General features: G+C 60.3%; 21 protein-coding genes and 4 tRNA genes. All 25 read left to right on the top strand.

The features are described 5' to 3' along the window. Nucleotides 1-243 precede the first annotated feature (243 nt). The 25 genes from QCE58_RS14650 (at nucleotide 244) to rplV (ending at nucleotide 24638) form a co-directional block, all read left to right on the top strand. A tRNA-Tyr gene (locus QCE58_RS14650) sits at nucleotides 244-329 on the top strand. A 30-nt stretch (nucleotides 330-359) separates the two neighbouring features. Next, nucleotides 360-433, top strand: a tRNA-Gly gene (locus QCE58_RS14645). 16 nt (nucleotides 434-449) lie between these two features. After that, a tRNA-Thr gene (locus QCE58_RS14640) sits at nucleotides 450-524 on the top strand. Between the two features lie 62 nt (nucleotides 525-586). Then, entirely contained in the window at nucleotides 587-1777 is a 1191-nt protein-coding gene (gene tuf / locus QCE58_RS14635) for an elongation factor Tu (RefSeq protein WP_008343820.1), read from the top strand. Between the two features lie 67 nt (nucleotides 1778-1844). Beyond that, nucleotides 1845-1920, top strand: a tRNA-Trp gene (locus tag QCE58_RS14630). A 35-nt stretch (nucleotides 1921-1955) separates the two neighbouring features. Continuing rightward, nucleotides 1956-2336 carry a preprotein translocase subunit SecE gene (gene secE, locus QCE58_RS14625; protein ID WP_008343790.1) on the top strand — a complete coding sequence of 127 codons (381 nt, stop codon included), beginning with the start codon at nucleotides 1956-1958 and terminating at the stop codon, nucleotides 2334-2336. Nucleotide 2337: 1 nt separating this feature from the next. Continuing rightward, complete coding sequence (gene nusG / locus QCE58_RS14620; RefSeq protein ID WP_014192489.1) at nucleotides 2338-2895, top strand: transcription termination/antitermination protein NusG; 558 nt, start codon at nucleotides 2338-2340, stop codon at nucleotides 2893-2895. Nucleotides 2896-3042: 147 nt separating this feature from the next. Further along, complete coding sequence (gene rplK / locus QCE58_RS14615; RefSeq protein WP_008343796.1) at nucleotides 3043-3474, top strand: 50S ribosomal protein L11; 432 nt, start codon at nucleotides 3043-3045, stop codon at nucleotides 3472-3474. Next, nucleotides 3475-4173, top strand: a complete 699-nt coding sequence (gene rplA, locus QCE58_RS14610) for a 50S ribosomal protein L1 (protein WP_008343797.1) — start codon at nucleotides 3475-3477, stop codon at nucleotides 4171-4173. Between the two features lie 303 nt (nucleotides 4174-4476). Then, the gene (gene rplJ / locus QCE58_RS14605; protein WP_008343799.1) at nucleotides 4477-4974 is read left to right on the top strand and encodes a 50S ribosomal protein L10; all 498 of its coding nucleotides are present in this window, start codon (nucleotides 4477-4479) and stop codon (nucleotides 4972-4974) included. An 83-nt stretch (nucleotides 4975-5057) separates the two neighbouring features. Next, the gene (rplL, locus tag QCE58_RS14600) at nucleotides 5058-5435 is read left to right on the top strand and encodes a 50S ribosomal protein L7/L12 (RefSeq protein ID WP_008343803.1); all 378 of its coding nucleotides are present in this window, start codon (nucleotides 5058-5060) and stop codon (nucleotides 5433-5435) included. Between the two features lie 368 nt (nucleotides 5436-5803). Continuing rightward, nucleotides 5804-9910 carry a DNA-directed RNA polymerase subunit beta gene (gene rpoB / locus QCE58_RS14595; protein ID WP_008343804.1) on the top strand — a complete coding sequence of 1369 codons (4107 nt, stop codon included), beginning with the start codon at nucleotides 5804-5806 and terminating at the stop codon, nucleotides 9908-9910. Nucleotides 9911-9931: 21 nt separating this feature from the next. Continuing rightward, nucleotides 9932-14173 carry a DNA-directed RNA polymerase subunit beta' gene (gene rpoC, locus QCE58_RS14590; RefSeq protein ID WP_008343805.1) on the top strand — a complete coding sequence of 1414 codons (4242 nt, stop codon included), beginning with the start codon at nucleotides 9932-9934 and terminating at the stop codon, nucleotides 14171-14173. 166 nt (nucleotides 14174-14339) lie between these two features. After that, complete coding sequence (recQ, locus tag QCE58_RS14585) at nucleotides 14340-16187, top strand: DNA helicase RecQ (RefSeq protein WP_008343806.1); 1848 nt, start codon at nucleotides 14340-14342, stop codon at nucleotides 16185-16187. A 218-nt stretch (nucleotides 16188-16405) separates the two neighbouring features. Continuing rightward, entirely contained in the window at nucleotides 16406-16786 is a 381-nt protein-coding gene (gene rpsL / locus QCE58_RS14580) for a 30S ribosomal protein S12 (protein WP_006998493.1), read from the top strand. Between the two features lie 183 nt (nucleotides 16787-16969). Beyond that, entirely contained in the window at nucleotides 16970-17440 is a 471-nt protein-coding gene (rpsG, locus tag QCE58_RS14575) for a 30S ribosomal protein S7 (RefSeq protein ID WP_008343817.1), read from the top strand. Between the two features lie 119 nt (nucleotides 17441-17559). Then, the gene (fusA, locus tag QCE58_RS14570) at nucleotides 17560-19662 is read left to right on the top strand and encodes an elongation factor G (protein ID WP_008343818.1); all 2103 of its coding nucleotides are present in this window, start codon (nucleotides 17560-17562) and stop codon (nucleotides 19660-19662) included. Nucleotides 19663-19731: 69 nt separating this feature from the next. Continuing rightward, on the top strand, nucleotides 19732-20922 hold the full coding sequence (gene tuf / locus QCE58_RS14565) for an elongation factor Tu (RefSeq protein WP_008343820.1): 1191 nt from the start codon (nucleotides 19732-19734) through the stop codon (nucleotides 20920-20922). 145 nt (nucleotides 20923-21067) lie between these two features. Then, entirely contained in the window at nucleotides 21068-21379 is a 312-nt protein-coding gene (gene rpsJ / locus QCE58_RS14560) for a 30S ribosomal protein S10 (protein ID WP_006998489.1), read from the top strand. Nucleotides 21380-21589: 210 nt separating this feature from the next. Continuing rightward, on the top strand, nucleotides 21590-22249 hold the full coding sequence (gene rplC / locus QCE58_RS14555; RefSeq protein ID WP_008343843.1) for a 50S ribosomal protein L3: 660 nt from the start codon (nucleotides 21590-21592) through the stop codon (nucleotides 22247-22249). After that, a complete protein-coding gene (gene rplD / locus QCE58_RS14550; protein WP_008343845.1) occupies nucleotides 22249-22869 on the top strand; it encodes a 50S ribosomal protein L4 in 621 nt (206 codons plus the stop codon). Before rplC ends, rplD begins: the two co-directional genes overlap by 1 nt. Further along, complete coding sequence (rplW, locus tag QCE58_RS14545; RefSeq protein ID WP_008343846.1) at nucleotides 22866-23180, top strand: 50S ribosomal protein L23; 315 nt, start codon at nucleotides 22866-22868, stop codon at nucleotides 23178-23180. The genes rplD and rplW overlap by 4 nt, the downstream gene beginning before the upstream one ends. Nucleotides 23181-23182: 2 nt before the next feature. Continuing rightward, nucleotides 23183-24010, top strand: a complete 828-nt coding sequence (rplB, locus tag QCE58_RS14540) for a 50S ribosomal protein L2 (RefSeq protein ID WP_008343849.1) — start codon at nucleotides 23183-23185, stop codon at nucleotides 24008-24010. A 10-nt stretch (nucleotides 24011-24020) separates the two neighbouring features. Beyond that, nucleotides 24021-24296 carry a 30S ribosomal protein S19 gene (gene rpsS, locus QCE58_RS14535; protein WP_008343850.1) on the top strand — a complete coding sequence of 92 codons (276 nt, stop codon included), beginning with the start codon at nucleotides 24021-24023 and terminating at the stop codon, nucleotides 24294-24296. Nucleotides 24297-24308: 12 nt separating this feature from the next. Next, complete coding sequence (gene rplV / locus QCE58_RS14530) at nucleotides 24309-24638, top strand: 50S ribosomal protein L22 (protein WP_007730533.1); 330 nt, start codon at nucleotides 24309-24311, stop codon at nucleotides 24636-24638. Nucleotides 24639-24648 lie beyond the last annotated feature (10 nt).

The following is a 24648-nucleotide window of genomic DNA, read 5'->3' as shown; positions in this document are numbered from 1 at the left end:
CCACCCCTTCCCATCCCGAACAGGACCGTGAAACGACTCCACGCCGATGATAGTGCGGATACCCGTGTGAAAGTAGGTAATCGTCAGGCTCCTCATGCTGAAAGCAAGCGAAAGCCCCAACTCCAACGAGTTGGGGCTTTTTGCGTTTTTCGTCTCACCTATAAGTGAGAGCCTCGAATTTTTCGGGTCGTAAGAAACGCTTGACAACGGCGTGTTGTTACCCCATAATCGATAGTTCTCTGCGGAGGGGTGCCCGAGTGGCTAAAGGGGGCAGACTGTAAATCTGTTGGCTTACGCCTACGTTGGTTCGAATCCAACCTCCTCCACCAGAATTCAAGCGGTAAGGGAATCCAGCCCTCGCGGGTGTAGCTCAATGGTAGAGCAGAAGCCTTCCAAGCTTACGACGAGGGTTCGATTCCCTTCACCCGCTCCAGTGTCGATTTTGTAGTGCCCATGTGGCTCAGTGGTAGAGCACTCCCTTGGTAAGGGAGAGGTCGGCAGTTCGATCCTGCCCATGGGCACCAGCTGTATCAGTCTAGTAAGTTGCGCGCGGCGCAAGGTGCGAAAATCCTGTTAGGAGTCGAAAATGGCCAAAGGTAAATTCGAGCGGACCAAGCCGCACGTGAACGTGGGCACGATCGGTCACGTTGACCACGGCAAGACCACGCTGACGGCAGCGATCACGACGGTTCTCACGCAGAAGTTCGGCGGCGAAGCGAAGGCGTACGACCAGATCGACGCAGCGCCGGAAGAAAAGGCGCGCGGTATTACCATCAACACCGCGCACGTCGAGTACGAAACGGCTAACCGCCACTACGCACACGTCGACTGCCCGGGCCACGCCGACTACGTGAAGAACATGATCACGGGCGCCGCGCAGATGGACGGCGCAATCCTGGTGTGTTCGGCTGCTGACGGCCCGATGCCGCAAACGCGTGAGCACATCCTGCTGGCCCGTCAGGTTGGCGTGCCGTACATCATCGTGTTCCTGAACAAGTGCGACATGGTGGACGACGCCGAGCTGCTCGAGCTCGTCGAAATGGAAGTGCGCGAACTGCTGTCGAAGTACGACTTCCCGGGCGACGACACCCCGATCATCAAGGGTTCGGCCAAGCTGGCGCTGGAAGGCGACAAGGGCGAGCTGGGCGAAGTGGCGATCATGAACCTGGCCGACGCGCTGGATTCGTACATCCCGACGCCGGAGCGTGCAGTTGACGGCGCGTTCCTGATGCCGGTGGAAGACGTGTTCTCGATCTCGGGTCGCGGCACGGTGGTGACGGGTCGCGTCGAGCGCGGCATCGTCAAGGTCGGCGAGGAAATCGAGATCGTCGGTATCAAGCCGACGGTGAAGACGACCTGCACGGGCGTGGAAATGTTCCGCAAGCTGCTCGACCAAGGTCAGGCAGGCGACAACGTCGGTATCCTGCTGCGCGGCACGAAGCGTGAAGACGTGGAGCGCGGCCAGGTTCTGGCCAAGCCGGGTTCGATCACGCCGCACACGCACTTCACGGCTGAAGTGTACGTGCTGAGCAAGGACGAAGGCGGCCGTCACACGCCGTTCTTCAACAACTACCGTCCGCAGTTCTACTTCCGTACGACGGACGTGACCGGCTCGATCGAGCTGCCGAAGGACAAGGAAATGGTGATGCCGGGCGACAACGTGTCGATCACGGTCAAGCTGATCGCTCCGATCGCCATGGAAGAAGGCCTGCGCTTCGCAATCCGCGAAGGCGGCCGTACCGTCGGCGCCGGTGTCGTGGCGAAGATTATCGAGTAAGAGCCAGAAATCTTCTCGGTAGTTAGTGGTTTCGGGGTCGGCAATGTCCGTCGACCCCAAATGGTTTAGGGGTATAGCTCAACTGGCAGAGCGTCGGTCTCCAAAACCGAAGGTTGGGGGTTCGATTCCCTCTGCCCCTGCCAAAATTCTCGCGCCAAGTGGCGCTGTTTAAGGTGTTATGGCGAATCCTTCCGTCGAAACTGTAAATACTTCCGGCGACAAGTTGATGTTGGTGGCGGGCGTATTGTTGGTCTTGGCCGGGTTCGTTGGATTCTTCTGGCTCTCGGGCCAAGAATGGTACGTCCGCGGCGCAGCGCTTGCTGTTGGTGTCATCGCGGGTGTCGCAGTCGGTCTGCTCTCTGCGCCGGGCAAGGGTTTCATCGCTTTTGCCAAAGACTCGTACAAGGAAGTCCGCAAGGTTGTCTGGCCGACTCGCAAAGAGGCCACGCAAACGACCCTGGTGGTCTTCGCGTTTGTTCTGATCATGGCCATCTTCCTTTGGCTTAGCGATAAGTCGATCGAATGGGTGATTTTCTCGGCGATTCTGGGTTGGAAATGATATGAGCGATACTCCGACATCCCCGAGTGGAAAGCGTTGGTATGTGGTGCACGCCTACTCCGGCATGGAGAAGAGCGTGCAACGTGCGCTTCAGGAGCGCATCGAGCGCGCAGGCATGCAAGATCAATTCGGTCAGATTCTTGTCCCGACCGAAGAAGTTGTTGAAGTAAAGGGCGGCCACAAATCGGTCACCGAGCGTCGTTTCTTCCCGGGTTACGTCCTGGTCGAAATGGAAATGACGGACGAAACGTGGCATCTGGTCAAGAACACGGCCAAAGTAACGGGTTTCGTTGGTGGTGCGCGCAATCGCCCGAGTCCCATCTCGCCACGTGAAGTCGAAAAGATCATGTCGCAGATGCAGGAAGGCGTCGAGAAGCCGCGGCCGAAGACGCTCTTCGAAGTCGGCGAGATGGTCCGCGTGAAGGAAGGTCCGTTCACCGACTTCAATGGCAACGTCGAAGAAGTGAATTACGAAAAGTCCCGAGTGCGTGTTTCTGTCACGATTTTCGGGCGTTCGACGCCGGTCGAACTCGAGTTCGGTCAGGTCGAGAAGCTTTAATCGAATACATCGCGCGTGGCTTTCGGGCCATCGCGCGATTCGCGCTTACGGTCCGCGTCATGACCGTTGAGGAGCGTCAGTAGTCGGCAACGTCGAACGCGCGCTATCACTCACCGAACGCTCACGCGTTCAGCAGAGGTTTTCAACATGGCAAAGAAAATCATCGGCTTTATCAAGCTGCAGATTCCTGCAGGTAAAGCCAACCCGTCGCCGCCGGTCGGACCGGCACTGGGCCAGCGTGGCCTGAACATCATGGAGTTCTGCAAGGCGTTCAACGCGCAGACTCAGGGCATGGAGCCGGGTCTACCGGTGCCGGTCGTCATTACGGCATTCGCGGACAAGAGCTTCACCTTCATCATGAAGACGCCGCCGGCTACCGTTCTGATCAAGAAGGCGGCCGCAGTGCAGAAGGGTTCGAGCAAGCCGCACACCGACAAGGTCGGCAACATCACCCGCGCTCAAGCGGAAGAAATCGCGAAGACCAAGATGCCGGATCTTACGGCAGCTGATCTGGATGCAGCCGTGCGTACGATCGCCGGCAGCGCGCGTTCGATGGGCATCACTGTGGAGGGCGTGTAAATGGCTAAGCTTTCTAAGCGCCTTCAGGCATTTGCGAACAAGGTTGATCGTCAGAAGCTGTACGCGATCGACGACGCGCTGGCTCTCGTGAAGGAATGCGCGAGCGCCAAGTTCGACGAGTCGATCGACGTTGCAGTGCAGCTCGGCATCGACGCGAAGAAGTCGGATCAGGTGGTTCGCGGCTCCGTGGTTCTGCCGGCTGGTACCGGCAAGTCGGTTCGCGTCGCAGTGTTCGCGCAAGGCGACAAGGCTGAACAGGCTCGCGCAGCTGGCGCAGACGTGGTCGGCATGGAAGACCTGGCCGAGCAAGTCAAGGCCGGCAATCTGAATTTCGACGTCGTGATCGCTTCGCCGGACACGATGCGTGTCGTCGGTACGCTGGGTCAGATCCTCGGTCCGCGTGGTCTGATGCCGAACCCGAAGGTCGGTACGGTTACGCCGGACGTCGCTCAAGCGGTCAAGAACGCGAAGGCGGGTCAGGTTCAGTTCCGCGTAGACAAGGCCGGTATCATCCACGGCACGATCGGTCGCGCATCGTTCGAGCCGGCATCGCTGCGTCAGAACCTGTCGGCGCTGATCGAAGCGCTGCAAAAGGCGAAGCCGGCGACCAGCAAGGGCGTGTACCTGCGCAAGATCGCTGTGTCGAGCACGATGGGTGTCGGCGTTCGCGTGGATCAAGCCACGCTGGCGCAACAGTAAGAATTTCGAGCGCGGTCAGATGACCGCGCTTCATATGGGCTTTGGGCGGTTGCAAGATTGCAGTTTCGATTGAGCAACCGGTTGTCAAAGACCGTTGGTGGCGGTGCAGCAGGCAGGCATTGCCTTAATTCAAGCCAACGCAGATGGCGAACCCGAAACAGTTTTGCAGTGGTTGAAGTCGGTTATCGAGCGTCGTGAGACGTCTCACCAATCGATCGAAATACTCCTAACAGTCGGACGCCGTTGTTGAACGTGGTGCATGAGGGTAGTTCGCCCGAGTGCATCGAATCTGGAGGTTTAACCGTGCCACTGAACAAAGAAGATAAGCAGGCAGTCGTCGCTGAAGTCGCCGCGCAAGTCGCGAAGGCTCAGACGATGGTGCTCGCTGAGTATCGTGGGATCACGGTTGGCGATCTGACCAAGCTGCGCGCGAAAGCGCGTGAGCAACAGGTGTATCTGCGCGTGTTGAAGAACACGCTGGCGCGTCGCGCCGTCGAAGGTACGCCGTTCGCTCCGCTGGCTGAGCAGATGACCGGTCCTCTGATCTACGGCATCTCGGAAGATGCCATTGCCGCTGCCAAGGTCGTCAACGACTTCGGCAAGAGCAATGACAAGTTGATCATCAAGGCTGGTTCCTACGAAGGCAACGTGATGGACAAGGCAGGCGTGCAAGCGCTGGCCAACATCCCGAGCCGCGAAGAACTGCTCTCCAAGTTGCTGTTCGTCATGCAGGCACCTGTTTCCGGCTTTGCGCGCGCTCTGGCCGCGCTGGCTGAAAAGAAGCAGGGCGAAGCTGTGTAACGACCGCGCTTGGGCGCTAGTCGCTTAAGTTAGGCAAAGCTAGATCGCTAGCTCGATCCGAATTCAATCTAGGAGTATTTCACATGGCAATCGCAAAAGAAGACATCCTCGAAGCCGTTGGCTCGATGTCGGTGCTGGAACTGAACGAGCTGGTCAAGGCGTTCGAAGAGAAGTTTGGCGTGTCGGCTGCTGCTGTCGCAGTTGCTGGGCCCGCAGGTGCCGGTGGCGCCGCTGCTGCTGCTGAAGAGCAGACGGAGTTCACCGTGAACCTGCTCGAAGCAGGCGCGAACAAGGTTTCCGTCATTAAGGCTGTTCGTGAACTGACGGGTCTCGGCCTGAAGGAAGCGAAGGATCTGGTTGACGGCGCACCGAAGCCCATCAAGGAAGCGGTGCCCAAGGCTGCTGCTGAAGAAGCCAAGAAGAAGCTGGAAGACGCTGGCGCGAAGGCTGAAATCAAGTAAGTTTCATTGCGCTATGCGAAGGCTGGCGGTTTTTCACCGCCGGCCTTTTTGTGCTTTGTGGGGACGCAGTTTGTATGCTGGTCAGCAAGCACAAATGTCTCCACAGAAGCCAAAGATAACGGTCGGAACGGCAGAATTTTCCGATTGTTCTCTTTGTCTTCTGAAGCGACTGCAGAAGGCAAGTTTGGTCGGGTAGCGGGAAACACAGGCATCCGCTGCCGTCAGCCAGCGGTTGGTAGCGGCCAACCACCAAGCTTCTAGATTCGCGCGTCCTCCCCGGACAGTTGCGCGGGTCTCAGTCGGTGAACACCGGGCTGTGGCATCGAGGTATCCCGCCTCGGTAACGCCCGCCGTGATTCGGAGATCGTATGCAATATTCCTTCACCGAGAAGAAGCGTATTCGCAAGAGTTTCGCGAAGCGCCCCATCGTTCACCAAGTTCCCTTTTTGCTGGCGACCCAGCTTGAATCATTCCAGACGTTTCTGCAAGCGGACACGTCTTCCTCGCAGCGCAAGTCCGAAGGCTTGCAGGCTGCGTTCAGCTCTGTTTTCCCGATCGTCTCGCACAACGGTTTCGCGCGTCTCGAGTTCGTCAGCTACATGCTGTCGCCGCCCGCGTTCAACATCAAGGAATGCCAGCAGCGCGGTCTGACGTACTGCTCGGCGCTGCGCGCGAAAGTGCGCCTGGTTCTGCTCGACAAGGAATCGCCGAGCAAGCCGGTCGTCAAGGAAGTGAAGGAGCAGGAAGTGTACATGGGCGAAATTCCGCTCATGACGCCGACGGGTTCGTTCGTCATCAACGGTACCGAGCGCGTGATCGTGTCGCAGCTCCACCGTTCGCCTGGCGTGTTCTTCGAGCACGACAAGGGCAAGACGCACAGCTCCGGCAAGCTGCTGTTCTCGGCTCGTATCATTCCCTATCGTGGCTCGTGGCTCGACTTCGAATTCGATCCGAAGGACGTGCTGTACTTCCGCGTCGACCGTCGCCGCAAGATGCCGGTCACGATCCTGCTGAAGGCTATCGGCATGTCGCCGGAGCAGATCCTCGCGAACTTCTTCGTGTTCGACAACTTCGCGCTGATGAGCGAAGGCGCGCAAATGGAATTCGTGCCTGAGCGTCTGCGCGGCGAAGTCGCGCGCTTCGACATCCAGGATCGCGATGGCAACGTCATCGTCACGAAGGACAAGCGGATCAACGCGAAGCACATTCGCGACCTCGAAAACGCCAAGACGAAGTTCATCTCGGTGCCGGAGGAATACCTGCTCGGCCGCGTGCTGGCGAAGAACGTGATCGACCCCGAAACGGGCGAAGTGATCGCGAACGCCAACGAAGAAATCACGGAGACGGTTCTCGAGAAGCTGCGCGAAGCGAAGGTCAAGGACATTCAGACGCTCTACACGAACGATCTGGATCAGGGTCCGTACATTTCGTCGACGCTGCGTATCGACGAAACCGCCGACAAGATGGCCGCGCGCATCGCGATCTACCGCATGATGCGCCCGGGCGAGCCGCCGACCGAAGAAGCGGTCGAGGCGCTGTTCAACCGTCTGTTCTACAGCGAAGACGCGTACGACCTGTCGAAGGTCGGCCGCATGAAGTTCAACCGCCGCGTCGGCCGTGACGAAATCATCGGACCGATGACGCTGCAGGACGACGACATCCTCGCGACCATCAAGATCCTCGTCGAGCTGCGTAACGGCAAGGGCGAAGTGGACGATATCGACCACCTCGGCAATCGTCGCGTGCGTTGCGTCGGCGAGCTCGCGGAGAACCAGTTCCGCGCGGGTCTCGTGCGCGTCGAACGGGCTGTGAAGGAACGCCTCGGCCAGGCCGAAAGCGAAAACCTGATGCCGCACGACCTGATCAACTCGAAGCCGATTTCGTCGGCGATTCGCGAGTTCTTCGGTTCGTCGCAGCTCTCGCAGTTCATGGACCAGACCAACCCGCTGTCGGAAATCACGCACAAGCGTCGCGTTTCCGCACTGGGCCCGGGCGGTCTGACGCGCGAGCGCGCGGGCTTCGAAGTCCGCGACGTGCATCCGACGCACTACGGCCGTGTGTGCCCGATCGAAACGCCGGAAGGTCCGAACATCGGTCTGATCAACTCGCTCGCTCTGTACGCGCACCTCAACGAGTACGGCTTCCTCGAAACGCCGTACCGCAAGGTCGTGGACAGCAAGGTGACGGATCAGATCGACTATCTGTCGGCGATCGAAGAAGGCCGCTACGTGATCGCGCAGGCGAATGCCGCCGTGAGCGAAGACGGCACGCTGACCGACGAACTCGTGTCGTCGCGTGAAGCGGGCGAAACGCTGATGGTCACGCCGGACCGCATCCAGTACATGGACGTGGCGCCGTCGCAGATCGTGTCGGTGGCTGCATCGCTGATCCCGTTCCTCGAGCACGACGACGCGAACCGCGCGTTGATGGGTTCGAACATGCAGCGTCAGGCCGTGCCTTGCCTTCGTCCGGAAAAGCCGGTCGTCGGTACGGGCATCGAGCGCACGGTCGCGGTCGACTCGGGCACGACGGTTCAGGCGCTGCGCGGTGGCGTGGTGGATTACGTCGACGCGGGCCGTATCGTGATTCGCGTGAACGACGATGAAGCCGTCGCCGGCGACGTCGGCGTGGACATCTACAACCTGATCAAGTACACGCGTTCGAACCAGAACACGAACATCAACCAGCGTCCGATCGCGAAGGTCGGCGACAAGGTTGCGCGCGGCGACGTGCTGGCTGACGGTGCATCGACGGATTTGGGCGAGCTCGCGCTCGGCCAGAACATGCTGGTCGCGTTCATGCCGTGGAACGGCTACAACTTCGAAGACTCGATTCTGATATCGGAGAAGGTCGTTGCGGACGATCGCTATACGTCGATCCACATCGAAGAACTGAATGTCGTTGCTCGCGACACGAAGCTCGGACCGGAAGAAATCACGCGCGATATCTCGAACCTCGCGGAAGTGCAGCTTGGCCGTCTCGATGAGTCGGGCATCGTGTACATCGGCGCGGAAGTCGAGGCGGGCGACGTGCTGGTCGGCAAGGTCACGCCGAAGGGCGAAACCCAACTGACGCCGGAAGAAAAGCTGCTGCGCGCGATCTTCGGCGAGAAGGCATCGGACGTGAAGGATACGTCGCTGCGCGTGCCCTCGGGCATGAGCGGTACGGTCATCGACGTGCAAGTGTTCACGCGCGAAGGCATCACGCGTGACAAGCGCGCGCAACAGATCATCGACGACGAACTGAAGCGTTATCGCCTCGATTTGAACGACCAGCTGCGCATCGTGGAAGGCGACGCGTTCTCGCGTCTCGCCCGCATGCTGAACGGCAAGGTCGCGAATGGCGGTCCGAAGAAGCTCGCGAAGGGCACGAAGATCGACCTCGCGTACCTCGAAGATCTCGATCACTACCACTGGTTCGACATCCGCCTCGCGGACGAAGAAGCCGCGGCACAGCTGGAAGCGATCAAGGACTCGATCGAGCAGAAGCGTCACCAGTTCGATCTCGCGTTCGAAGAGAAGCGCAAGAAGCTCACGCAAGGCGACGAACTGCCGCCGGGCGTGCTGAAGATGGTCAAGGTGTATCTCGCCGTGAAGCGTCGCCTGCAGCCTGGCGACAAGATGGCGGGTCGTCACGGTAACAAGGGTGTCGTGTCGAAGATCGTGCCGATCGAAGACATGCCGTACATGGCCGATGGCCGTCCGGCCGACGTCGTGCTGAACCCGCTCGGCGTGCCGTCGCGGATGAACGTGGGTCAGATTCTCGAAGTGCACCTCGGCTGGGCCGCGAAGGGTCTCGGCTGGCGCATCGGCGAGATGATGCAGCGTCAGGCGAAGATCGAAGAAATGCGTCAGTTCCTCACGCAGATCTATAACGAGTCGGGCCGTCAGGAAGAGCTGGACAAGTTCTCCGACGACGAGATCCTCGAACTCGCGAAGAACCTGCGCGAAGGTGTGCCGTTCGCGACGCCGGTGTTCGACGGCGCGACGGAACACGAAATGACGCGTGCGCTCGATCTGGCGTTCCCGGACGACATCGCCACGAATCTCGGCATGACGCCGTCGAAGAACCAGGTCACCCTGTACGACGGCCGCACCGGCGAAGCATTCGAGCGCACGGTCACGGTCGGCTACATGCACTACCTGAAGCTGCACCACTTGGTCGACGACAAGATGCACGCACGTTCGACCGGTCCGTACTCGCTCGTCACGCAGCAGCCGCTGGGTGGTAAGGCGCAGTTCGGTGGTCAGCGCTTCGGTGAGATGGAAGTGTGGGCACTCGAGGCGTATGGCGCGTCGTATGTGCTGCAAGAAATGCTGACGGTCAAGTCGGACGACGTGACGGGCCGGACGAAGGTTTATGAGAACCTCGTCAAGGGCGATCACGTCATCGACGCGGGCATGCCGGAATCCTTCAACGTGTTGGTGAAGGAAATCCGCTCGCTCGGTATTGATATCGATCTGGACCGCAACTAATCGGACTACGGAGAGAAAGCAATGAAAGCTCTGCTCGATCTATTCAAGCAAGTCCAACAAGAAGAAGTTTTTGATGCGATCAAGATCGGCCTCGCGTCGCCCGACAAGATTCGTTCTTGGTCGTTCGGCGAAGTGAAGAAGCCGGAGACCATCAATTACCGCACGTTCAAGCCGGAGCGGGATGGTCTGTTCTGCGCGAAGATTTTTGGTCCGATCAAGGACTACGAATGCCTGTGCGGCAAGTACAAGCGCCTGAAGCATCGCGGCGTGATCTGCGAGAAGTGCGGCGTCGAAGTGACGCTGGCCAAGGTGCGCCGCGAACGGATGGGCCACATCGAACTGGCCTCGCCGGTCGCGCACATCTGGTTCCTGAAGTCGCTGCCGTCGCGTCTGGGCATGGTGCTCGACATGACGCTGCGCGACATCGAGCGCGTGCTGTACTTCGAAGCATACGTGGTGATCGATCCGGGCATGACGCCGCTGAAAGCGCGCCAGATCATGACCGAAGAGGATTACTACAACAAGGTCGAAGAGTACGGTGACGAGTTCCGTGCCGAAATGGGCGCGGAAGGCGTGCGCGAACTGCTGCGCGCGATCAACATCGACGAACAGGTCGAGACGCTGCGCACGGAACTGAAGAACACCGGTTCCGAAGCGAAGATCAAGAAGTACGCGAAGCGCCTGAAAGTGCTCGAGGCTTTCCAGCGTTCGGGCATCAAGCCTGACTGGATGGTGCTCGACGTGCTGCCGGTTCTGCCGCCGGAACTGCGTCCGCTCGTGCCGCTGGACGGCGGCCGTTTCGCGACGTCGGACCTGAACGACCTGTATCGCCGCGTCATCAACCGTAACAACCGGTTGAAGCGTCTGCTCGAACTGAAGGCGCCTGAAATCATCGTCCGCAACGAAAAGCGGATGCTGCAGGAAGCCGTCGATTCGCTGCTCGACAACGGCCGTCGCGGCAAGGCGATGACCGGCGCGAACAAGCGTCCGCTGAAGTCGCTCGCTGACATGATCAAGGGTAAGGGCGGTCGTTTCCGTCAGAACCTGCTCGGTAAGCGTGTGGACTATTCGGGCCGTTCGGTGATCGTGGTCGGCCCGACGCTCAAGCTGCATCAGTGCGGTCTGCCGAAGCTGATGGCGCTCGAACTGTTCAAGCCGTTCATCTTCAACAAGCTGGAAGTGATGGGCGTCGCGACGACCATCAAGGCCGCGAAGAAGGAAGTCGAGAACCAGACGCCGGTCGTGTGGGACATTCTCGAAGAAGTCATTCGCGAGCATCCGGTGATGCTGAACCGCGCGCCTACTCTTCACCGTCTCGGCATTCAGGCTTTCGAGCCGGTGCTGATCGAAGGTAAGGCGATCCAGCTGCATCCGCTCGTTTGCGCGGCGTTCAACGCCGACTTCGACGGCGACCAGATGGCCGTGCACGTTCCGCTGTCGCTCGAAGCGCAGATGGAAGCGCGCACGCTGATGCTGGCGTCGAACAACGTCCTGTTCCCGGCCAACGGCGATCCGTCGATCGTGCCGTCGCAGGATATCGTGCTGGGCCTGTACTACGCGTCGCGCGAAGCGATCAACGGCAAGGGCGAAGGCATGACGTTCACGGGCGTGTCGGAAGTGATCCGCGCGTACGAGAACAAGGAAGTCGAACTCGCATCGCGCGTCAACGTGCGTATCACCGAAATGGTGGCGAACGAAGACCAGAGTGAAGGTGCGCCGAAGTTCGTGCCGAAGATCTCGCTGTACGCGACGACCGTCGGCCGTTCGATCCTGTCGGAGATTCTGCCGCCGGGCCTGCCGTTCACGGTGCTGAACAAGCCGCTGAAGAAGAAGCAGATTTCGCAGCTGATCAACACGGCGTTCCGCAAGTGCGGTCTGCGCGAAACGGTGATCTTCGCCGACCAGCTGATGCAAATGGGCTTCCGTCTCGCAACGCGCGCCGGTATCTCGATTTGCGTCGACGACATGCTCGTGCCGCCGCAGAAGGAAACCATCGTCGGCGACGCCGCGAAGAAGGTGAAGGAATACGACCGTCAGTACATGTCGGGTCTCGTCACCGCGCAGGAACGCTACAACAACGTGGTCGACATCTGGTCGGCAACGTCGGAAGCGGTCGGCAAGGCGATGATGGAGCAGCTCGCAACGGAGCCGGTGGTCGATCGCGACGGCAACGAAACGAAGCAGGAGTCGTTCAACTCCATCTACATGATGGCCGACTCGGGCGCGCGTGGTTCCGCGGTGCAGATTCGTCAGCTCGCCGGTATGCGCGGCCTGATGGCGAAGCCGGACGGCTCGATCATCGAGACGCCGATTACCGCGAACTTCCGCGAAGGCCTGAACGTGTTGCAGTACTTCATCTCGACGCACGGCGCTCGTAAGGGTCTGGCGGACACGGCGTTGAAGACCGCGAACTCGGGTTACCTGACGCGTCGTCTCGTCGACGTGACGCAGGATCTGGTCGTCGTCGAAGACGATTGCGGCACGTCGAACGGCGTGGCGATGAAGGCGTTGGTCGAAGGCGGTGAAGTCGTCGAAGCGCTGCGTGACCGTATTCTCGGTCGCGTCGCGGTGGCGGACGTCGTCAATCCGGAAACGCAGGAAACGATCTACGCTTCGGGCGATCTGCTCGACGAAGATGCGGTGGAGGAAATCGAGCGCCTCGGCATCGACGAAGTGCGCGTGCGCACACCGCTCACCTGCGAGACGCGTTATGGCCTGTGCGCCGCGTGCTACGGCCGCGACCTGGGCCGCGGTTCGCGCGTGAACGTCGGTGAGGCAGTCGGTGTGATCGCTGCTCAGTCGATCGGCGAGCCGGGCACGCAGCTGACGATGCGTACGTTCCACATCGGTGGTGCGGCATCGCGTGCGGCGGTGGCTTCGACGGTGGAAGCGAAGAGCAACGGTACGCTGCGCTTCACGGCCACGATGCGTTACGTCACCAACGCGAAGGGCGAGCAGGTCGTCATTTCGCGTTCCGGCGAGGCGATCATCGCGGACGACTTCGGCCGCGAGCGTGAGCGTCACAAGATTCCGTACGGCGCAACGCTGCTGCAACTCGACGGCGCTGCGATCAAGGCCGGTACGCAACTGGCTCAATGGGATCCGCTGACGCGTCCGATCATCACCGAGTGGGGCGGTACGGTGAAGTTCGAGAACGTCGAGGAAGGCGTGACGGTCGCGAAGCAGATCGACGACGTGACCGGTCTTTCGACCCTGGTCGTGATCGACGCGAAGCGCCGTGGCTCGCAGGCTGGCAAGAGCGTGCGTCCGCAGGTGAAGCTGCTCGACGCGAACGGCGAGGAAGTGAAGATCCCGAACACCGAGCATTCGGTGCAGATCGGCTTCCAGGTCGGCGCACTGATCACCGTGAAGGATGGTCAGCAGGTGCAGGTCGGTGAAGTGCTGGCGCGTATCCCGGTTGAAGCGCAGAAGACGCGTGACATTACCGGTGGTCTGCCGCGCGTGGCCGAACTGTTCGAAGCGCGCTCGCCGAAGGACGCCGGCATTCTGGCGGAAGTCACGGGCACGACGTCGTTCGGCAAGGACACGAAGGGCAAGCAGCGTCTCGTCATCACGGACCTCGAGGGCAATCAGCACGAGTTCCTGATCGCGAAGGAAAAGCAGGTGCTGGTGCACGACGGTCAGGTCGTCAACAAGGGCGAAATGATCGTCGACGGTCCTGCCGATCCGCACGACATCCTGCGTCTGCAGGGTATCGAGGCGTTGTCGCGCTACATCGTGGACGAAGTGCAGGACGTGTACCGTCTGCAGGGCGTGAAGATCAACGACAAGCACATCGAAGTGATCGTGCGTCAGATGCTGCGCCGCGTGCAGATCGTCGACAACGGCGATACGCGTTTCATTCCTGGCGAACAAGTCGAGCGTTCGGACATGCTCGACGAGAACGACAAGATGATCGCGGAAGACAAGCGTCCGGCGACGTACGACAACGTGCTGCTCGGTATCACGAAGGCATCGCTGTCGACCGATTCGTTCATCTCGGCGGCGTCGTTCCAGGAAACGACCCGCGTGCTGACCGAAGCGGCGATCATGGGCAAGCGCGACGATCTGCGTGGCCTGAAGGAAAACGTGATCGTCGGCCGTCTGATTCCGGCCGGTACGGGTCTCGCGTTCCACAAGGCGCGCAAGGCGAAGGAATCGTCGGATCGCGAGCGTTTCGACCAGATCGCGGCCGAAGAGGCTTTCGACTTCGGTACGCCGGAAACGCCGGCGGCGGAGCAGCAGCCGCACACCAACGAGTAAGCGTCTCTCGCTAGTAGCATCGATGAACCGCTCAGCTTCGGCTGGGCGGTTTTTTTTCGTCTGCACGTTTCGCTGTCGGCATCGTCCGAATGGCTAACGCCGGTTTCACGCGCTAATGCGTTGGTAGAATTCGTTATCTCCCACGTCGCAGTGCGCGCTTTTCCACATGTCCCGGTCGCTCGAAATACTCAACGAAATCTTCGGCTATCCCGCATTTCGCGGACAACAGGCGGAGATCGTCGAGCATGTCGCGAACGGCGGCGATTCCCTCGTGCTGATGCCCACCGGCGGCGGCAAGTCGCTGTGCTATCAGATACCGTCGCTGGTACGGCGCGAGGCGGGTTTCGGGGCGGGCATCGTCGTGTCGCCTCTCATCGCGTTGATGCAGGATCAGGTCGCCGCGCTGACCGAGGTGGGCGTGCGCGCCGCGTATCTCAATTCCACCTTGTCCGGCGCCGAAGCGGCCGCGACCGAGCGCGCCCTGCGCAACGGCGAGATCGACTTGCTGTATGTCGCGCCTGAACGCCTGATGACACCGCGCTTTCTCGATCTCCTCGACAGCGCGCCGGTCGGTCTTTTCGCGATCGACGAGGCACATTGCGTTTCGCAATGGGGGCACGATTTCCGCCCTGAATACATTCAGCTTTCCGTGCTGCACGAGCGGTTTCCCGATGTGCCGCGCATCGCGCTCACCGCGACCGCCGATGCGATCACGCGCGACGAAATCGTGCATCGCCTCGCGCTCGACGACGCGCGCATCTTCGTTTCGAGCTTCGATCGGCCGAACATTCGTTATCGGATCGTCGAAAAGGACAATGCGCGCTCGCAGCTGCTCGATTTCATCCGCGCGGAGCATACGAACAAGGATGGCACCACCGATGCGGGCGTCGTCTATTGTCTGTCGCGCCGCAAAGTCGAGGAAACCGCAGACTGGCTGAAGGGCCAGGGCATCCGCGCGTTGCCGTATCACGCGGGCATGGAGTTCGAGACGCGCCAGAAGCATCAGGAGATGTTCCAGCGCGAGGAAGGCATCGTCATGTGCGCGACCATCGCGTTCGGCATGGGCATCGACAAGCCGGACGTGCGCTTCGTCGCGCATCTGGATTTGCCGAAGAGCGTCGAGGGCTACTACCAGGAAACCGGACGCGCGGGCCGCGACGGCTTGCCGGCGAACGCGTGGATGGCTTACGGATTGGGCGACGTCGTGCAGCAGCGGAAGATGATCGACGAATCCGACGCCGACGACGCCCACAAGCGGGTGCAGACCGGCAAGCTCGATGCACTGCTTGGACTTTGCGAGGCGGCCACGTGCCGCCGCGTGCGTTTGCTCGCGTACTTCGGCGAGACGAGCACGCCGTGCGGCAATTGCGATACGTGCATCGAGCCGCCCGCGTCCTTCGATGCCACTCGCGAGGCGCAGATGGCGCTGTCGTGCGTGTATCGCGCACAGCGGGCGAGCGGATTCCATTTCGGTGCCGGGCACCTGATCGACATTCTGCGCGGCACGCGCAGCGAAAAGGTCCTGCAACGCGGCCACGAGAAAATTTCGACGTTTGGCGTCGGCGCGGCGCTGTCCGAGCCCGAGTGGCGCGCAGTGTTCCGGCAATTGGTGGCGTTCGGCTATCTCGCAGTCGATCACGACGGCTTCGGCGCGCTCGTTCTGACGGATGCCAGCAAGCCAGTACTCAAGGGCGAAGAGCGCGTCACGCTGCGCAAATACGTGAAGCCGACGCGCGCGCGGCAGTCGTCGAGCCGCACGGGCGAACGCGCGGATCCGACCGCTGGCATGTCACCGCGCGAGAAGTCGCGCTGGGAGCGCTTGCGGACCTGGCGCGCGGAAACCGCAAAGAGCGACGGCGTGCCCGCCTACGTCATCTTCCACGACGCGACGCTCGCCGAAATCGCGCGCAGCGACCCCGATACGATCGACGACTTGCGCCATATTCCCGGCATCGGCGTGCGCAAACTGGAGCGTTTCGGCGACGAACTGCTCGACGTCGTCGGTTCGGATTGAGATTCGTCGCTCGAAAATCCATCGAAATCGTCGCAACGTATTGACCCGATTGCGATTTTCAGAATATCATGCTTGGTTCTCGTCATCGGTCCGTCTTCGGATCTGGCCTAGTGCCGGATGCGAAGCGCGGGAATCGTCGGCGAGATTGCTAAACACGCAATTCTTTTCGCTTTGCCCGATCGAATTGCGTGGATTTTGTTCATTTTTAGGATTAGACAATGCCAACCATCAATCAACTGGTTCGCAAAGGCCGCGCGTCGGAAACGACGAAGAGCAAGTCGCCGGCCCTGCAGGACTGCCCGCAGCGTCGCGGCGTGTGCACCCGCGTGTACACGACGACGCCGAAGAAGCCGAACTCGGCACTCCGTAAGGTCGCCAAGGTTCGCCTGACCAACGGCTTCGAAGTCATTTCGTACATCGGCGGTGAAGGCCACAACCTGCAAGAGCACTCGGTCGTGCTGATCCGCGGCGGCCGTGTGAAGGACTTGCCGGGTGTGCGTTACCACATGGTTCGCGGCTCGCTGGATACCCAGGGCGTCAAGGACCGTAAGCAAGCTCGCTCGAAGTACGGTGCGAAGCGCGCTAAGGCTGGCAAGTAAGTCGCCGGTCGGAAGTAACGAATCAAGGTCGCCGCAAGGCGGTAAAGGCGGTGGTGCCGGAAGTGCCGGTGCTATCGAGTAAGTGGTCACCCGGCCAAGCTGGTTTAGTCGAATAGATGGATCGGGTTAGTTGGTGGCCGCGGAGCGGGGAATCGCTCCAACTGAAAAAGTAAAGGAAGAATCATGCCGCGTCGTCGCGAAGTCCCCAAGCGGGAAGTGTTGCCGGATCCGAAGTTCGGCAACGTAGATGTAGCCAAGTTCATGAACGTGCTGATGCTCTCCGGCAAGAAGTCGGTTGCCGAGCGTATCGTGTACGGCGCTTTTGAACAGATCCAGACCAAGGGTGGCAAGGACCCGCTGGAAGTGTTCACGGTTGCGCTCAACAACGTGAAGCCGGTGGTCGAAGTGAAGAGCCGTCGCGTTGGTGGTGCGAACTATCAGGTTCCGGTCGAAGTGCGTCCCTCGCGTCGTATGGCATTGGCGATGCGTTGGTTGCGTGAAGCCGCGAAGAAGCGCAGCGAAAAGTCGATGGCCCTGCGTCTCGCAGGTGAACTGCAGGAAGCGGCTGAAGGCCGTGGTGGCGCAATGAAGAAGCGCGACGAAGTTCACCGCATGGCAGAAGCCAACAAGGCATTCTCGCACTTCCGTTTCTAAGCTCCCGCTCACCGGGCAAACGGAAAATCAGGGCGGGTGCGCTAGTTTTGGCGCCTCGCCCGTTTGTGTTAGGACGCGGCCGGTATTTCGCCGGCGCGTCGACCGAAAAAGGATCCAAAGTGGCTCGCAAGACACCTATCGAGCGCTACCGCAATATCGGTATTAGCGCTCACATCGACGCCGGCAAGACGACGACGACCGAGCGCATCCTGTTCTACACGGGCGTGAACCACAAGATCGGTGAAGTTCACGACGGCGCAGCAACGATGGACTGGATGGAGCAGGAGCAGGAGCGCGGCATCACCATCACGTCGGCTGCTACCACGGCCTTCTGGAAGGGCATGGGCGGCAACTACCCCGAGCACCGCATCAACATCATCGACACGCCGGGACACGTCGACTTCACGATCGAAGTGGAACGCTCGATGCGCGTTCTCGACGGCGCGTGCATGGTCTACTGCGCAGTGGGCGGCGTTCAGCCGCAGTCGGAAACCGTGTGGCGCCAGGCGAACAAGTACAAGGTTCCCCGTCTCGCGTTCGTCAACAAGATGGACCGTACCGGCGCGAACTTCTTCAAGGTCTATGACCAACTGAAGAACCGCCTGAAGGCGAACCCGGTTCCCGTCGTCGTGCCGATCGGCGCTGAAGAAAACTTCAAGGGCGTCGTCGACCTCCTGAAGATGAAAGCGATCATTTGGGACGAAGCATCGCAAGGCACGAAGTTCGACTACGTCGACATCCCGGCCGAACTCGTTGACACGTGCAACGAGTGGCGCGAGAAGATGATCGAGTCGGCTGCGGAAGCCAGCGAAGAGCTGATGGAAAAGTACCTCGGCGGCGAAGAGCTGAGCGAAGCGGAGATCGTCAAGGCGATCCGCGACCGGACCATCGCGTGCGAAATCCAGCCGATGCTGTGCGGCACCGCGTTCAAGAACAAGGGCGTGCAGCGCATGCTCGACGCCGTGATCGACTTCCTGCCGTCGCCGGTCGACATTCCCCCGGTTACGGGCGAACTCGAAAGCGGTGAAAAGGCCGAGCGTCGCGCAGCCGACGACGAGAAGTTCTCGTCGCTGGCGTTCAAGATCATGACGGACCCGTTCGTCGGTCAGCTGATCTTCTTCCGCGTGTACTCGGGCGTCGTGAATTCGGGTGACACCGTGCTGAACGCGACCAAGGACAAGAAGGAACGTCTGGGCCGTATTCTGCAGATGCACGCGAACCAGCGCGAAGAAATCAAGGAAGTTCGCGCGGGCGACATCGCCGCGGCCGTCGGCCTGAAGGAAGCGACCACGGGCGACACGCTGTGCGATCCGCAGCACCCGATCGTTCTGGAACGCATGATTTTCCCGGAACCGGTGATTTCGCAGGCAGTCGAGCCGAAGACGAAGGCTGACCAGGAAAAGATGGGCCTGGCGCTGAACCGTCTCGCGCAGGAAGACCCGTCGTTCCGCGTCCAGACGGACGAAGAATCGGGCCAGACCATCATTTCGGGCATGGGCGAGCTCCACCTCGAAATTCTGGTCGACCGCATGAAGCGCGAATTCAACGTGGAAGCGACCGTCGGCAAGCCGCAGGTTGCATACCGCGAAACGATCCGCACGACGGCGGCAGACGTCGACGGCAAGTTCGTCAAGCAGTCGGGTGGTCGCGGCCAGTACGGTCACGCGGTCATCACGCTCGAGCCGAACGAGCAGGGCAAGGGCTACGAGTTCCTGGACGAGATCAAGGGCGGTGTGATTCCGCGCGAATACATCCCGGCAGTGGACAAGGGCATCCAGGAAACGCTGAAGTCGGGCGTGCTGGCTGGCTTCCCGGTTGTGGACGTGAAGGTTCACCTGACGTTCGGTTCGTACCACGACGTCGACTCGAACGAAAACGCGTTCCGCATGGCCGGTTCGATGGCCTTCAAGGAAGCAATGCGCAAGGCAAGCCCGGTCATCCTCGAACCGATGATGGCTGTGGAAGTCGAAACGCCTGAAGACTACATGGGCAACGTGATGGGCGATTTGTCGGGCCGTCGCGGTATCGTCCAGGGCATGGAAGACATGGTTGGCGGCGGCAAGATCGTCCGCGCCGAAGTGCCGCTGTCGGAAATGTTCGGCTACTCGACCTCGCTGCGTTCGCTGACGCAAGGCCGTGCAACGTACACGATGGAATTCAAGCACTATGCTGAAGCTCCGCGTAACGTCGCCGACGCGATCATCAACGCCAAGGGTAAGTAATTCCCGCAAGTAATTCGGCGCAAGCCACAAGCTTTAAACCGATAACCAAACTTTTGAACGAAGGTAATCATGGCAAAAGGTAAATTCGAGCGGACCAAGCCGCACGTGAACGTGGGCACGATCGGTCACGTTGACCACGGCAAGACCACGCTGACGGCAGCGATCACGACGGTTCTCACGCAGAAGTTCGGCGGCGAAGCGAAGGCGTACGACCAGATCGACGCAGCGCCGGAAGAAAAGGCGCGCGGTATTACCATCAACACCGCGCACGTCGAGTACGAAACGGCTAACCGCCACTACGCACACGTCGACTGCCCGGGCCACGCCGACTACGTGAAGAACATGATCACGGGCGCCGCGCAGATGGACGGCGCAATCCTGGTGTGTTCGGCTGCTGACGGCCCGATGCCGCAAACGCGTGAGCACATCCTGCTGGCCCGTCAGGTTGGCGTGCCGTACATCATCGTGTTCCTGAACAAGTGCGACATGGTGGACGACGCCGAGCTGCTCGAGCTCGTCGAAATGGAAGTGCGCGAACTGCTGTCGAAGTACGACTTCCCGGGCGACGACACCCCGATCATCAAGGGTTCGGCCAAGCTGGCGCTGGAAGGCGACAAGGGCGAGCTGGGCGAAGTGGCGATCATGAACCTGGCCGACGCGCTGGATTCGTACATCCCGACGCCGGAGCGTGCAGTTGACGGCGCGTTCCTGATGCCGGTGGAAGACGTGTTCTCGATCTCGGGTCGCGGCACGGTGGTGACGGGTCGCGTCGAGCGCGGCATCGTCAAGGTCGGCGAGGAAATCGAGATCGTCGGTATCAAGCCGACGGTGAAGACGACCTGCACGGGCGTGGAAATGTTCCGCAAGCTGCTCGACCAAGGTCAGGCAGGCGACAACGTCGGTATCCTGCTGCGCGGCACGAAGCGTGAAGACGTGGAGCGCGGCCAGGTTCTGGCCAAGCCGGGTTCGATCACGCCGCACACGCACTTCACGGCTGAAGTGTACGTGCTGAGCAAGGACGAAGGCGGCCGTCACACGCCGTTCTTCAACAACTACCGTCCGCAGTTCTACTTCCGTACGACGGACGTGACCGGCTCAATCGAGCTGCCGAAGGACAAGGAAATGGTGATGCCGGGCGACAACGTGTCGATCACGGTCAAGCTGATCGCTCCGATCGCCATGGAAGAAGGTCTGCGCTTCGCAATCCGCGAAGGCGGCCGTACCGTCGGCGCCGGTGTCGTGGCGAAGATTATCGAGTAAGATATCGGGCTTGCTCGATTGAACTCGAAGTAAAGCAGTAGCAGTATCGACCGGGACCGGGCGTTCGCTCTCCGCGAGCGCTTAGTCCCACGCTCTTTTGCCAATGTGCGGTGCAATACCGCCTCGCTCTTTTCAAGGAATCGTCATGCAGAACCAGAAAATCCGCATTCGTCTGAAGGCTTTCGACTATCGCCTGATCGATCAATCGGCAGCCGAGATCGTCGACACGGCGAAGCGGACTGGCGCGATCGTTCGTGGCCCGGTGCCGCTGCCGACGCGTATTCAGCGTTTTGACATCCTGCGTTCGCCGCACGTCAACAAGACGTCGCGCGACCAGCTCGAAATCCGTACCCACCAGCGCCTGATGGACATCGTCGATCCGACGGACAAGACCGTCGACGCGCTGATGAAGCTCGACCTGCCGGCAGGCGTCGACGTCGAAATCAAGCTGCAGTAAGTCCAAAAGCTCCGCTGGCGTGCCAGACGGAGCTAAGTCTTTGATTGCTTGCAGGATTCGAAAAGCCTTGTTATACTCCAAGGCTTTTCGCGCCTATGCGCATGCAAAGGCGCAAGAAAGTGGTGCAAGAATAGCCGACCCAGTTTCTCGTAACGAAGCCGGCATTTGTAAATCAGCCCCGACCAATCGCAGTTGGGAATGGAGAAAACGATGAGCCTTGGACTCGTAGGTCGCAAGGTTGGCATGACCCGTATCTTCACGCCTGAGGGGGATTCGATCCCCGTCACCGTGCTGGACGTGTCGGACAACCGCGTGACGCAGATCAAGACCGTTGAAACGGATGGTTATACCGCCGTTCAGGTTGCATTCGGTACTCGCCGCGCATCGCGCGTGACGAAGCCGTTGGCGGGCCACCTCGCCAAAGCCGGCGTTCAAGCCGGTGAAATCCTCAAGGAATTCCATATCGATGCGGCCAAGGCAGGTGAACTGTCGAATGGTGCCGTCGTCGGTACGGATATTTTCGAAGTCGGCCAGAAAGTTGACGTGCAAGGCACGTCGATCGGTAAGGGCTACGCCGGTACGATCAAGCGCTACAACTTCGCTTCGGGCCGCGCATCGCACGGTAACTCGCGTTCGCACAACGTTCCGGGTTCGATCGGTATGGCGCAGGATCCGGGCCGCGTGTTCCCGGGCAAGCGCATGACCGGTCACCTCGGTGACGAGACCGTCACGGTCCAGAATCTCGAAATCGCCCGCATCGACGCTGAGCGCAATCTGCTGCTCGTCCGCGGTGCTGTTCCGGGTGCGAAGGGCGGCAAGGTCTTCGTGACCCCGGCCGTCAAGACGCGTGCTGTGAAAGGAGCGAAATAATGGAACTTAAGCTCCTGAATGCCAATGGTCAGGAAGGCGCTGGCGTGAACGCATCGGACGTCGTGTTCGGTCGCGATTACAACGAAGCCCTGATTCACCAGGTCGTCGTCGCTTATCAGGCGAACGCACGTAGCGGCAACCGCGCGCAGAAGGACCGCGAGCAGGTCAAGCACACCACCAAGAAGCCGTGGCGTCAGAAAGGTACGGGCCGCGCTCGTGCCGGTATGTCGTCGAGCCCGTTGTGGCGCGGCGGTGGTCGTATCTTCCCGAATTCGCCGGAAGAAAACTTCTCGCACAAGGTCAACAAGAAGATGCATCGCGCGGGTCTCCGCTCGATTTTCTCGCAGTTGGCTCGCGAAGGTCGTATCGCCGTGGTCGAAGACTTCGTGCTCGAAGCCCCGAAGACCAAGCTGCTGGCCGAAAAATTCAAGGCAATGGGTCTCGACTCCGTGTTGGTTATCACCGATACGGTCGACGAAAACCTGTACCTCGCGTCGCGCAACCTGGCCCACGTGGCGGTTGTCGAGCCGCGTTACGCCGACCCGCTCTCGCTGATCTACTTCAAGAAGGTTCTGATCACGAAGGCTGCGGTCGCTCAGATCGAGGAGTTGCTGTCATGAGCGAGATTCGCAAAAACGATCATCGTTTGATGCAAGTTCTGCTCGCGCCGGTGATCTCCGAAAAGGCGACGCTGGTTGCCGACAAGAACGAACAAGTCGTGTTCGAAGTCGCGCCGGACGCCACGAAGCAGGAAGTCAAGGCTGCTGTCGAGCTGCTGTTCAAGGTCGAAGTCAATTCCGTCAACGTGCTCGTCACGAAGGGCAAGGCAAAGCGCTTTGGCCGCTTCAATGGCAAGCGCAAGGACGTGAAGAAGGCGTACGTCTGCCTGAAGCCCGGCCAGGAAATCAACTTTGAAGCGGAGGCCAAGTAATCATGGCAATCGTGAAAGTTAAGCCGACCTCGCCGGGTCGCCGCGCGATGGTCAAGATCGTCAACAAGGATCTGCACAAGGGCAAGCCGCACGCAGCGCTGCTCGACACGCAATCCAAGTCGGCGGGCCGTAACAACAACGGCCGTATCACCACGCGTCACCAAGGTGGTGGTCACAAGCAGCACTACCGTATCGTCGATTTCCGTCGCAACAAGGACGGCATTCCGGCAAAGGTCGAACGTCTCGAGTACGACCCGAACCGTAGCGCGAACATCGCGCTGGTTCTGTACGCAGACGGCGAGCGTCGCTACATCATCGCGCCGAAGGGCGTGGCGGTCGGCGCGCAACTGATGTCCGGTTCGGAAGCGCCGATCCGCGCAGGAAACGCTCTGCCGATCCGCAATATCCCGGTCGGTACCACGATCCACTGCATCGAAATGCTGCCGGGCAAGGGCGCGCAGATCGCGCGTTCGGCTGGTACGTCGGCAATGCTGCTGGCGCGCGAAGGCGTCTACGCTCAAGTGCGTCTGCGTTCGGGCGAAATCCGCCGCGTGCACGTCGAGTGCCGCGCAACGATCGGTGAAGTCGGCAACGAAGAGCACAGCCTCCGTCAAATCGGTAAGGCCGGTGCGAACCGCTGGCGCGGTATCCGTCCGACGGTGCGTGGTGTTGCAATGAACCCGGTCGATCACCCGCACGGCGGTGGTGAAGGTAAGACGGCTGCAGGTCGCGATCCGGTGAGCCCGTGGGGCACGCCGACGAAGGGTTATCGCACCCGCAGCAACAAGCGCACGACGACGATGATCGTCCAGCGCCGTCACAAGCGTTAAGGAGTAGGCAATGACACGTTCTGCTAAAAAAGGTCCGTTCTGCGACGCTCATTTGCTGAAGAAGGTTGAGGCGGCTGCATCGACGCGTGACAAGAAGCCGATCAAGACCTGGTCGCGTCGTTCGACGATTCTGCCGGACTTCATCGGTCTGACGATCGCTGTTCACAACGGTCGCCAACACGTTCCGGTGTACGTCACGGAAAACATGGTCGGCCACAAGCTTGGCGAGTTCGCACTGACCCGTACGTTCAAGGGTCACGCGGCCGACAAGAAGGCCAAGAAATAAGGGGCAATCAAGATGGAAGTGAAAGCAATTCATCGCGGTGCCCGCATCTCGGCGCAGAAAACGCGCCTTGTGGCTGACCAGATTCGTGGTTTGCCGGTCGACAAGGCGCTGAACGTCCTGACGTTCTCGCCGAAGAAGGCGGCGGGTATCGTCAAGAAGGTCGTGCTGTCTGCGATCGCGAATGCGGAACACAACGAAGGCGCCGACATCGACGAGCTCAAGATCACGAGCATCTACGTCGACAAGGCTGCTTCGCTGAAGCGTTTCACCGCACGCGCAAAGGGTCGTGGTAACCGCATCGAGAAGCAATCCTGTCACATCACTGTGACGGTCGGGAATTAAGGAGCCAACG

Origin of the sequence: Caballeronia sp. LZ028 (genome assembly GCF_031451415.1) — a bacterium.
Classification (GTDB): domain Bacteria; phylum Pseudomonadota; class Gammaproteobacteria; order Burkholderiales; family Burkholderiaceae; genus Caballeronia; species Caballeronia zhejiangensis.
Note: the sequence above shows the minus strand (reverse complement) of the source record. Positions and strands in the feature narration are given on the sequence as shown.